Genomic DNA, 11,367 nt, shown 5'->3' with positions numbered 1-11,367 from the left:
AATTTCCTGTTCAAATCCACCGCCGCCGTGCCATCACATAGTACGACAAAGGCACCACAACCACGGTCAGAAGGGTAGACACAGCAAGGCCGAACACCAGTGATATAGCCAAGCCATTAAAGATCGGATCGTTCAATATAAAGTAGGCGCCGACCATCGCCGACACTGCGGTCAGCGCAATCGGCTTGATCCGCACCGCACCGGCCTGTACTACAGCGTCTTCCAAACTCATGCCTTCGTCCAGCAGCTGGCGAATAAACACCACCAGCAGTATGGAGTTACGTACGATAATGCCGGCCAGCGCGATCATGCCAATCATGCTGGTGGCGGTGAATTCCCGCCCCAAAAGAGCGTGGCCCGGCATAATGCCCATCAGCGTCAGAGGTATGGGCGCCATGATCGCCAGCGGCAGCAGATAGGAACGAAACTGCGCCACCAGCAGCACAAAAATCATAAAAATACCCACGCTGTAGGCTATGCCCATATCGCGGAAAGTCTCGTAGGTAATCTGCCACTCGCCGCCCCATTTCAGGGCGCCGGCTCCGGGCAAGTCCGGCTGGCGAATGAAAAACTGCTCGGGCGCGTCTGCTCGTTGCTCCAGCTGGTCGACCATGGCAAACATACCGTAGAGCGGTGAATCAATAGCGCCTGCCATGTCCGCGGTCACGTAGGTAACCGGCAACAGGTTCTTGTGATAAATCGCACCCTGCCAGTCTGCCTCACGGATGTCCGCAATGCTGGCCAGCGGCACCAGCCCGCCGTCGCGGCTGCGCAGATTCAACGACAGCAAAGCCGGGGGACGGGCTTTGTCGGCGTCCGACAGAATCACCCGGATGGGCACCGGATATTTGGCGTGATCGTCGTGCAGATAACTCACACCACTACCACCCAGAGCAGTTTGCAGCGCCATTACCACCTGCTGCTGCGATACACCCAGGCGTGCGGCGCGGTCACGATCGATCACCACTTCCCACTGGCGGATCGGCGCTTCAAGGGTGGTGTCTATGTCTACCAGACCTGTCACATCCTGCATACCGGCGGCCACAGATCGCGCCAATGCAGCTCGCAGCTGCGGATCTACCGCATAAATTTCTGCCACCAGCGGCGACAATACCGGCGGCCCCGGCGGCACTTCCACAATTTTCACACTGGCGCCATAACGCTCGCCAATGGCGGTCAGCGGCTGGCGCAGCGATTGGGCAATAGTGTGAGATGGCTGGTCACGCCGGTCACCGCTACTGAAGTTGACCTGAATATCGCCCTGGTAAGGTTCAGAGCGAAGATAGTACTGGCGAATCAGACCGTTGAAGTTGATCGGTGCCGCGGTGCCGGCGTAAGTCTGCCAGTTGTCGACGTCTTCTACCGTTTCCAGATAGTGGCCCATTTCCATCAATACTCGCGCAGTCACTTCAACGGGTGTGTCTTCGGGCATATCCACGACCACCTGCAGTTCAGATTTGTCATCAAACGGCAGCATTTTCAGAATCACCGCCTGAAACACCGGCAGTGCGGCCGCACCCAGGGTCAGCAGGATAACCACCGATGCCAGCAGGCCACGGCGCAGGCGATGGTCCCCTAAAAACGGCACCAGTACGCGGCTGAACAGGCCCAGCATGCGGGGGTTCACGCCTTCGGCCGAGCTTTCGGAAGAGCCTTCAAAAGAACTGTCAGAAGAGCTTTCAGATTCGTTTTCCGGCCGCGCAAGATCGCCTTTTTTGTGGCGCAGCAGGCGCAGGGCCAGCCAGGGCACCACTATAAAGGCCACAATCTGCGACAGCACCATACCGGCCGAGGCGTTAATGGGAATCGGGCTCATGTAGGGCCCCATCAAGCCGCTGACAAACGCCATAGGCAGCAAGGCCGCCATAATCGTCAGGCTGGCCATAATGGTGGGCGTACCCACTTCGTCCACCGCCAGCGGAATAATCTCTTTGATCGGGCGGCGCGAGTTCTGGATACGGCGGTTGATGTTTTCGGTAATAACGATGCCATCGTCCACCAATATTCCGATGGAGAAAATCAGCGCAAACAGCGACACCCGGTTCAGGGTAAAGCCCCAAGCCCAGGAAAACACCAGGGTTAGCAGCAGGGTAATCAATACCGCGACACCCACAATCAACGCCTGGCGCCAGCCCATGGCGACCATTACCAGCAGCACCACGCACAGGGTGGCCGATATCAGGTCAGAAATCAGTTTACGGGCTTTTTGCGAGGCGGTTTCGCCGTAATCCCGGGTTACCAGCACCTGCACATCCGCCGGCAGGGCGCGGTTGCGCAGCAATTCGATACGTTGCTGAATGGCGCGAGTGATGTCCACTGCGTTTTCGCCAGGCTTTTTGGCGATGGCAAGGGTAACGGCCGGGAATACTTGCCCGGGCTGGCCAATAAATGTTGAGTCGGTACTATTCTGAAGAGCATTCTGGCGAGTGCTCTGATGAGCCGGACCAAAGCCCGTCATCACGCTTTGGTCAGCAACCGTATTACCGCGGCTAACGCTGGCGACATCCTCCAGATAAACCGCCGCGCCCTGATCCATACCCACCACCAGGCGGCGCACTTCGCCTACCTGGGTTAGCAATGTGCCGGCCTGAATCGGAATCGACAGGTTGTTACGGGTGATTCGAACTTCCTGGGAGCTGCTGTTCGCAGCCAGCAGTGCCTGTTGCAGATCGTCAACGGTCAGGCCAAAACCGGCCAGCAGGGCCGGATCAAAATGGATATCCACCCGGTCGGGTATGCCGCCCACGGTGTAGACATCGCGGGTGCCGGGCACCCGCTTCAAGGCCACTTCCAACATGTGCGCAAGGCGAGTGAGTTCTTCGCCGCTGTGACCGTGTTGTGGGTCGTACAGGGTGAGCGTCATTATCGGTACGTCGTCAATGCCTTTGGGTTTGACCAAGGGCTGGCTGGCACCCAGGTTGGCGGGTAGCCAGTCCTGATTGGAATACACCTGATTGTAAAGCCGCACCAAGGCTTTCTGGCGCGGTATGCCCACTTTGAACTGCACGGTAATCACCGCTTGGCCCTGGCGCGATACCGAATACACATGCTCAACGCCGACAATTTCACTCATTACCTGTTCGGCCGGGGTGACAATGGCGCTTTCCACTTCGCGGGCGCTGGCGCCAGGAAACTCCACCATGATATCGGCCATGGTGACACCAATTTGCGGCTCTTCTTCTTTTGGTGTGACCACCACTGCCAGAACACCCAGGATAATGGACAACAGCATAATCAGCGGGGTCAGGTGATTGTCCTGAAACAGTCTCGCTATGGCGCCAGATAGGCCAACCCCTGCTGAAGGGGTTGATGACGCAGCGGGAGCAGGCTGCGAGGAAGAGCCCGAAGGTGACGTCGGTGGCAGCGACTGGCTCACAGCGCTTGCTCCTGCGCTGGCGGGATTGAAAGGAGTACGCTACCCAGTAATTCGGTGGCATTGAGCACCACTTGCTCGCCAACGCTGACGCCCGCTAGAATTTCAATCTGGCCGTCAGCTATTTTGCCCGTGCGCACCTGACGCAGTCGCGGATTGCCGTTGCTATCCAAAACATACACAGCGCGCAGTTCACTACGTTGCACCAGACTGCTGGCAGGCACCAAAAGTGTTTCCGACCGGCTCACCGGCACCCCCACTTTTACTAGCATGCCGGGAAACAGCGAGCCATTCGGTTCGGTGAGTGCCATGCGTAAGCGAAAGGTGTGGGTTTTTGCATTGGCGTAGGGGTAGAAGGTCATTTCGCCGGTTTTCAGTACCCGGCCGTCAGCCAGGGTAACAGTGGCCTGGCGCTCGGCGCGGGCACTGGCCGCATAGCGTTGAGGCAAGTCCACCACCACCCGCAGCTGCTCCAGCGATAAACCGCTTAACAGGGCCTGACCGGGACTGACCGATTCCCCGATTTCCACGTGGCGCTCGGTCAGAATACCGCCGTAAGGCGCTTCAATACGGGTGTAACTGAGCTGTTCGCGGACCTCGACCATACCCGCATCGGCACGCTCCGCGCGGGCCTGGGCGCCGGCCAGATTATTGCGGGCCTGGTCAAACTCCTGGCCCGATACCAAACCTCGTTTGTGTACGCTTTCAATCCGGGCAAAACTTTGCCTGGCATCCGCCAGCGCTGCCTGAGCCTCGTTGACTGCCGCCCGAGCCTGGCTGACCCGCGCCCGCTGCTCGCTGTCTTCCAGCTGCACAATCAGATCACCGGGGCGAACCGAATCATCCACATCGAACGGCAATTGCAGCACCTTGCCGCTGGTCTGGGCCGACACGGTACTTTGTTGCACAGCTTCAATCACGCCATCCAGCAATACGGTGTCGGCCAAAACACGGCTTTCGACCGCCACTGTTGCCAGTTCGCCAGGCACAGACTGCGCTTGCGCGCTGCACGTAAAACCCCATAACAGCACGCCGACAACAGCGCCCACATAAGCCCGCAACGGGCGGCTGATCAGCTGATTGTTCACCACCGGATACTCCTTGTTTCGCAGCTTGTTCAACCGCGAACGCCAAACTGTAAAAGTTATTAGCTAATAGCCTCAGGTTATCAGAATACGGCTTGTGAGGACACCGCAACCCGGCACAACTATGACTATGACTATGACTATGACTATGACTATGGCTATGGCTATGGCTATGGCTATGGCTATGGCTATGGCTATGGCTATGGCTATGGCTATGGCTATGGCTATGGCTAACAAAAGCATAGCCCATGGCGCCAGCAACAACGGCACACGGCCGGCCATAAAAAAACCCGTGCACGGCGTTTCGCACCGGCACGGGGTAAAATGGTCATCCACCGGCTATTAAAGCGGACAACCCCCAATTTTATGAACTACCAGCGTGCCGTTAGCGCTGCCCGAACCGTGCGGCCTGGCTCATTTACACGAACTGCCTCGGTATTGAACGGATCACTGTTACGGCGGCTAACGTGGGGCGCCCAGGTGTTGTCAAACAGGTTGTCCAACGCCCAGTTAAAGGTCAGGTATCCGGTCAACGGATGGCTGCCTGACAGATTGAACACGCCGTAACCGGGTGAGGTTCCTGCGTCCAGGCCGGAAGCCAGATCAATGCGATCCTGGCGGCGGGCTAGCTGCCATTGGGCTTCGATGCTGTGGCCTTGCTGCTGCCAGCCCAGAGTCTGGACAAACTGCAGCGGCGGAATTTGCGCCAGAGCTTTATTATCGTCGCGATTTTCGCCACGAACGGCGGCCAGGGCACTGTTGCTGCTCCAGGTGCCGTCGCTCCAGCCCAGGTTGGCTTCCACGCCCAACAGGCGGGCGTCGATGTTTTTATAACGGGTATCTTTCGGCGTGGCTAGGTAACGCAGCACAAAATCGTCGACCTGATCAGCCCATACCACCGGCTTCCAATTCCACTGGCCGCTCTGACCACTGAGTTCCAGCTCCAGCTTATGATGCTTCTCGGTGTCCAGCTGCGGATTACCAATCCAGCTGTCGCTCATGGTGTTACGGGCGATATAGCGCTCGGTAACACCAGGGCTGCGCACGCTGCGGCTGGCCGTCAATGTTAGCCCCTGCTGGCGAGGTAGGCGCCATTCGGCGCTGGCAAAGCCACTGACATTGTCATCATTCACCTTAGCATTGCTTACTCCGTAGAGCGCCAGCGGGCTGGTGGGGCCCATACCAACCGCCTGATCCGCTTTGGTGGCATCCATTTCCACCCGATCATAACGCAACCCGGCACCCACTTTGGCCGCCGAGCCCAGGCGCAAAAAAGCCTCGGCGAACACGCCCACGCGCTCGCGCTCGACGCCTGGCCACATCAGCGACACGGCCTTTGGCATGGCCCCGTCCACATTCAATAGAGTGGCGTCCCAATCGTTGGTTTCCACGTCTACCCCGGCGGCCCAGTCAGTAAGGCTGGTAGGACTCTGGTCCAAAATGAAACGCAAACCGCGGGTTTGGGTGGTGGAATCTGTCTGCATTTTTTTCTTATCTGCGGGCAGCTGCCGCAGGCTGAAGTTATCCATGATGTGATCCACGTCGGCCTGCCAGGCCAGCAGTGACCATTCACCCTTGGCCAAGGGCGCACCCAGTTCCAGGCGATACAGATCGGTATCGGTTTGCGGCGCATCCATACCGGAACCGGCGTATTTCACATCACTTTCTTCCTGGCGACTGACCATGCCCTTTATGAAAAAGCCACTCTCTGCCGTCCAGGCGGCGTCAACCCGGCCTTCGGCGTTTTCATAGGCGCTGCGAACCTTGTTGCCATCGCCGTCTTCGTAATCGTTTGCTTCGTCGTAGCCGCCAGATAGCCTCAACCAGGCTTCTTCACTACCTACGGCTGCTGCAGCATTGACCAGTTTTCCGTTGCCATTGTCTGAGGCACCAATAGTCACCTGCCCAGTGGTCGCATTACCATTGAACTGCGGATCAGCAGTAGTGGCAATCACCTGCCCGCCGGCAATAGGACCCCACCGCAGGGTGCGGTTATTGGTTCTTACTTCCAGAGCCGGTGCCAACGCACTGCTCAGGCGGCTGGTCGGCGGATCCATCCGGTTGGGGCAGGCGCCTTCCACCCGAATGCCATCCAGCAGCACATCCACTCTTTCTTGGCTTTGGCCCCGTATAATCGGTTCCAGCCCACGGCCACCCATGCGTGAAAGAGAAACCGCCGGATCACTGGTTAAACGCTGTACAGGTTCACTCGCCATGCTGTTGGTGCCGACCTCAACACGCTGACCCTCGGTGACCTGAATCAGCAACGGGTCAACCGGATCAGCCTGCTGGCTGTGTGCATACAGTGGTAACAGGGTCAGACCGCCCAGTGAGCATATAACGAGACGTGGTAGTGGTTTTTTTCTCATTTTTCGTCCTTTACATCAGCACGTGTTAAAAATTTACGGCCAATGGTAACCACCTGAGCGGTAGCCCGCCTGTGGCACGTTGCCGCAGCTCAAAAGAGGCAACCCTTGTGAGTGCAGCGAACACATATCCGAGAAAACTCCATATGTATTTTCTTGCCATAGCCAGTGGGCTGGGATGAAATCTGCTCTCTATTTCTTCATGTTCTTTGGAGCACGGCCCGGGCAAAGCGGCTAACGCCGGCGGGGTTGCCACCTTCGGGCTGGAGATGCAGCAGAGCGCCAATCGCGATTCCTGAACCTTCGATTACACCCAGAAGCACCTAGAAGAAATCATGATCGAAATCCACAAGAGCTGCTATGAGACCGCTGCGAAAACTGGCAAGCGATCTGCTCAACCAAGCTCTGGTATGCTACCGCCAAGAATGACTCAACGCGCTAACGGGTAACCAACGCCCTATGGAATGGCTAACACTCTCCCAAACCGGCTTTCAAGGTGCCGCCCGCTATTTGCTGGGTATGCGTCTGGCTATAGTCACCATCATGTTACTGGCCATTGCGGTCACTGATGCCTTCCTAACCTTGAGCCACCGCGCCGAGGCCCTGCTGCTGTGCCTGGCCTATGGCGTGTTGGCCACCCTGGCCTGGCTGTGGTTCACCCGTCGCCCGCCACAATCCATACTGCCGGTCACCATGACGCTGGGGCTCGATCTGTTGTTGATAGGCTGCTGGCTTTATAACACCGGGGGCTACACCAACCCGCTGGTGTCATTACTGTTGTTGCCACTGGCTATCGCCCTGGTATTGGTGCCCCTGAATCACGCCATTGGCCTGACAATAGGCAGTGTGCTGATGTACACCCTGCTAATGCTGTGGCACCAGCCCATCAGCTCCGGCGCCAGCGCCGTTTCCGGCATGACCCACGGTCACGGTGCAAACCTGGCCCAGCTCCACCTGATAGGCATGTGGGTCACGTTTGTGCTGACAGCGGTTATTCTTGTGCTGGCGGTCGGCACCCTGGCGCACCAGTTGCGACGCCAGCAACTGCGGCTATCCCAAAGCCGCGAGACCCGCCTGCGAGATGAACAGATTATTTCGCTGGGGCTGTCATCCGCCGCTATTGCCCACCGCCTGGGTACCCCGATGAACACGCTAACACTGCTGGTAGAGGAGCTTAAAACCCTGCCACCCGACGCTGATATCAGTGCCGATCTGGAACTGATGTCGTCGCAGCTAGCGCTCTGTGGCCAGCATTTGCAACAGTTATCTGCATCCGCCATGCAGGCCAAACTGTCGCAGCTGGAAACTCTGAGCCTGGAGCAGTGGCTGCAACGCCTGCAGGAATCCACAACCTTGCTTTGGCCAGAGGCAAACATACAATGGCAACGACCGTTTCCGCCGCTTAACGTGCAGATAGACGCCACTCTGGACCAGGCCGTGCTGAACCTGCTGGCCAATGCCATTTCTGCCAGCCCGCAGTGGGTTGCCGTCAGCGCACGGGCCCCCGGCGCAAACTGCGTAGAAATCATTGTGGAAGATCAGGGTGCCGGCCTGGCATCGGCACTGCTGGATTCACCCGGCGCCAGCATCGTAAATTCGGAAACCGGCATGGGCGTTGGGTTGTTTTTGTCTAACGCCACCATCGGCCGCCTTGGTGGCAAGCTGAAGGCGCGCCCAAACGGCGCCGATGGACGCGGCACCACCATGATCATTGAGTTGCCGGCCGCGGAGTATTCTTTATGAGCAATCGGATGAGTAAGCCGTCATGAGCAGCCAGCCACTGTGGTTATTAATCGACGACGACGAAGCGTTTTTACAGATTCTGCAGCGCTCGCTGTTACGCCAGAATATCAAAGCCACAACCGCACAAACGGCCCAACAAGCAATCGCAGCGCTCGCCGACCACCACTTCAGTCACTGCGTTCTAGACCTTAACCTGGCTGGCGAAAGTGGATTGCAGTTGCTGCCCGAACTGCTAAGCTACGCACCAGACTTGGCGGTCCTGGTGTTAACCGGTTACGGCAGTATTGCAACCTCGGTTGAGGCGATGCGCCGCGGCGCCGTGAATTATCTGTGCAAACCGGTAACGGTGAACCAGCTGATCGCCGGTTTTGAATTCTTGAACAAAGCGCCGGAGGTACGGTCGGAACCGCCTTCGGTGGAGGAAATGGAGCGCGAACACATTCAGCGTGTTCTTGACGAGCACGACGGCAACATATCCGCCACGGCAAGAGCGTTGCATATGCATCGCCGGACACTGCAGCGCAAGCTGCAGAAGCACTCCCATTGGCGCAACTGAGCACAGGTTTTCTCTCTACACGCCTTGCCGCGACCTAGCGGTAACGACGCTGGTCCAGGGTGGTCAGGCGGTCTGGGTTAAACACCATCATCCCGGTTACAAACGCACCATTGGCAAAGCCCTCCGCAAACATCATCAGCGGTTCACGGCCGGTAATCACCGTAATCACCAGTGCCAGCAAGCCGGCCAATACGGCCAGCCCCCAGCCTAACATCAGCGTAACAAGGGTGATGCCAAAGACGTGAATGGACAGCCCCGGTGAGATACCGGCGCGCAACTGCCACAAAAACCCAAGCGCCACGGCAGCGCCAAAAAAGGTGTGCTGCAACGAGGTGTCTTGCCGTAACTTATGCCAATCAACACTGCGCACAGCCGCCAGCAAAATAACGGCGAACAGTAAGGCCGTAATCACCCATTGGGTAGTGGAAAGCAGGTTTTCGGTCATGCCCATATGTCTGGCCCGTCTGCGTAGTCAGCAGCGATCGGATACCCGCCGTGCTGATCTCTATCGGCTATGAATCATCGTTTTTGGCGCCAGTCACCAGCGCTTTCCAGCCCTCATGGGCGCTCAAAAATACGCCACCACTCAAGTGCTGACAAAACTCCGTGCGTTTGAGCCGGTCCATCACCGGCCCCTTCACATCTGACATGTGCAGGCGCACACCAGCATCTTTCAGGCGTTCATTAATCGCCTCCAGGCTTTCAAGCGCCGATGCGTCCACCAAATTCACGGCCGGGCACACCAACACCAGATCCGTCAGCTGTGGTTCGCGGTTCACAATGTCTAGCACCGTTTCTTCCAGGAATCGGGCGTTGGCAAAATACAGGCTCTCGTCTACCCGCAAAAATGTCACCGTCGGGCATACGTCTACTTTATGGCGCAGCACATTACGAAAATGCTCGCTGCCTGGCACCCGTCCAACCACGGCACAGTGGGGCCGGCTGGTACGATACAGAAACAGCCCCAGAGACAAGGCCACCCCGGTGATAATACCAGCCTCTACGCTGTGCCCCAGAGTCAGCACAATGGTGGTCAGCATGGCACCGAAATCAGCGCGCGAATAGCGGAAGGTGCGTCGCAGCGCCGGAATATCAATCAGCGTCGACACCGCCACTATAATAGTTGCAGCCAGCGTGGCCTGCGGCAACCAGGCAATAGCCGGGGTCAGAAACAGGGTAGCCACCGCAATACCCACCGCCGTATAGACTCCCGCCGCTGGCGTTTCGGCACCGGCGTCAAAATTCACCACCGAGCGTGAAAACCCGCCGGTTACCGGCATGCCACCGGAGATACCCGAACCCAGATTGGCTGCGCCTAGCCCGATCAGTTCCTGGTCGGGGTCAATTCGTTGGCGGCGTTTGGCCGCCAAGGTCTGGCCTACCGACACCGATTCCACAAATCCCACCACGCTGATCAACAATGCGCTCACCGCCAACTGCTGCCAAAGCGCCCAGTCGGCCTGTGGCCAGGTTAACTGTGGCAGCCCAGAAGGAACATGCCCCACAAGTTTTACGCCCTGAAGCTGCAATTGCCAGAACCAGGCCGCCAGGGTAGTCAACACTACCGCCAGAATGGGCGCAGTTTTGGTGGCCACATCGGCCAGCCGCGGTGCCACCCCTAACGCCAGCAGGCCAGGTTTAAGGCGAGTACGCGCCAACACCAAAAACACCAGAGTGCTAACACCCACTGCCAACGTAGCCAGATTGATGTCACTTGCCGATGCCCAAAGCGAACGGCCTATATCAAACAGGTTATGGCCTGACCCGGTTATCCCGAATACGTGCTTGAGCTGGCTCGCCGCGATCACAATGCCGGAAGCCGTGATAAAGCCCGAGATAACCGGGTGGCTAAGAAAGTTGGCCAGAAAACCCAGGCGTAACACACCCATTAAAACCAGCATCAACCCCGACATCAACGCCAGCACAACGGCGCCCATTATGTATTCAGCACTACCGGCCTGCGCCAGAGGCGCAAGCGCCGCCGCCGTCATCAGCGACGCAACGGCGACCGGCCCTACCGACAGGGTGCGGCTGGTACCAAAAAGCGCATATATCACCAGCGGCAATATGCTGGCGTACAAGCCGATATGAGCGGGCAAACCGGCCAACAAAGCGTAGGCCAACGACTGCGGTATCAGCATTACCGTCACAATCAGCGCGGCCACCAGATCGCTGCCCGCTTGCTGGCGGTTATACTGTCTGCTCCACTGTAATACGGGCAGGTAACGGGACAGGTTCATCAGC

9 protein-coding genes are annotated in these 11,367 nt (G+C 57.9%); 4 read left to right on the top strand and 5 right to left on the bottom strand.

All coding sequences use genetic code 11. The annotated features are described in order from the left end of the window. Nucleotides 1-10 precede the first annotated feature (10 nt). Nucleotides 11-3,376, bottom strand: coding sequence for an efflux RND transporter permease subunit (locus tag A3OI_RS0116325; RefSeq protein ID WP_018405316.1), 3,366 nt, complete (start codon nucleotides 3,374-3,376; stop codon nucleotides 11-13). Next, nucleotides 3,373-4,464 (bottom strand): efflux RND transporter periplasmic adaptor subunit, encoded by a 1,092-nt coding sequence (locus tag A3OI_RS0116320; RefSeq protein ID WP_018405315.1) that lies wholly within the window; start codon nucleotides 4,462-4,464, stop codon nucleotides 3,373-3,375. Before A3OI_RS0116320 ends, A3OI_RS0116325 begins: the two co-directional genes overlap by 4 nt. A 118-nt stretch (nucleotides 4,465-4,582) precedes the next feature. Here A3OI_RS0116320 and A3OI_RS22875 point away from each other — a divergent pair, with 118 nt between their 5' ends. Then, entirely contained in the window at nucleotides 4,583-4,804 is a 222-nt protein-coding gene (locus tag A3OI_RS22875; RefSeq protein WP_018405314.1) for a hypothetical protein, read from the top strand. A gap of 25 nt (nucleotides 4,805-4,829) precedes the next feature. Here the strand turns inward: A3OI_RS22875 and A3OI_RS0116310 are convergent, their stop codons facing one another. Next, a complete protein-coding gene (locus A3OI_RS0116310) occupies nucleotides 4,830-6,827 on the bottom strand; it encodes a TonB-dependent receptor domain-containing protein (protein ID WP_018405313.1) in 1,998 nt (665 codons plus the stop codon). Between the two features lie 206 nt (nucleotides 6,828-7,033). On the opposite strand from A3OI_RS0116310, the gene A3OI_RS24070 reads away from it, so the two are divergent. The 3 genes from A3OI_RS24070 to A3OI_RS0116300 all read left to right on the top strand — a co-directional run bounded on the left by A3OI_RS24070 (nucleotide 7,034) and on the right by A3OI_RS0116300 (nucleotide 9,123). Then, entirely contained in the window at nucleotides 7,034-7,123 is a 90-nt protein-coding gene (locus A3OI_RS24070; protein WP_228703016.1) for a hypothetical protein, read from the top strand. 160 nt (nucleotides 7,124-7,283) lie between these two features. After that, a complete protein-coding gene (locus A3OI_RS0116305; RefSeq protein WP_018405312.1) occupies nucleotides 7,284-8,567 on the top strand; it encodes a sensor histidine kinase in 1,284 nt (427 codons plus the stop codon). Nucleotides 8,568-8,589: 22 nt separating this feature from the next. Beyond that, nucleotides 8,590-9,123 carry a response regulator transcription factor gene (locus A3OI_RS0116300; protein ID WP_018405311.1) on the top strand — a complete coding sequence of 178 codons (534 nt, stop codon included), beginning with the start codon at nucleotides 8,590-8,592 and terminating at the stop codon, nucleotides 9,121-9,123. A 34-nt stretch (nucleotides 9,124-9,157) separates the two neighbouring features. Here A3OI_RS0116300 and A3OI_RS0116295 read toward each other — a convergent pair whose 3' ends face one another. Then, nucleotides 9,158-9,574, bottom strand: a complete 417-nt coding sequence (locus A3OI_RS0116295) for an energy-coupling factor ABC transporter permease (RefSeq protein ID WP_018405310.1) — start codon at nucleotides 9,572-9,574, stop codon at nucleotides 9,158-9,160. A gap of 61 nt (nucleotides 9,575-9,635) precedes the next feature. Further along, complete coding sequence (locus A3OI_RS0116290) at nucleotides 9,636-11,363, bottom strand: SulP family inorganic anion transporter (protein ID WP_018405309.1); 1,728 nt, start codon at nucleotides 11,361-11,363, stop codon at nucleotides 9,636-9,638. Between the last annotated feature and the right edge of the window lie 4 nt (nucleotides 11,364-11,367).

This window comes from Marinobacter gelidimuriae, assembly GCF_000372805.1.
In the GTDB taxonomy this organism is placed as follows: Bacteria; Pseudomonadota; Gammaproteobacteria; order Pseudomonadales; family Oleiphilaceae; genus Marinobacter; species Marinobacter gelidimuriae.
The sequence above is the reverse complement of the archived record's forward strand: the minus strand, read 5'-3'. Positions and strand labels throughout refer to the sequence as shown.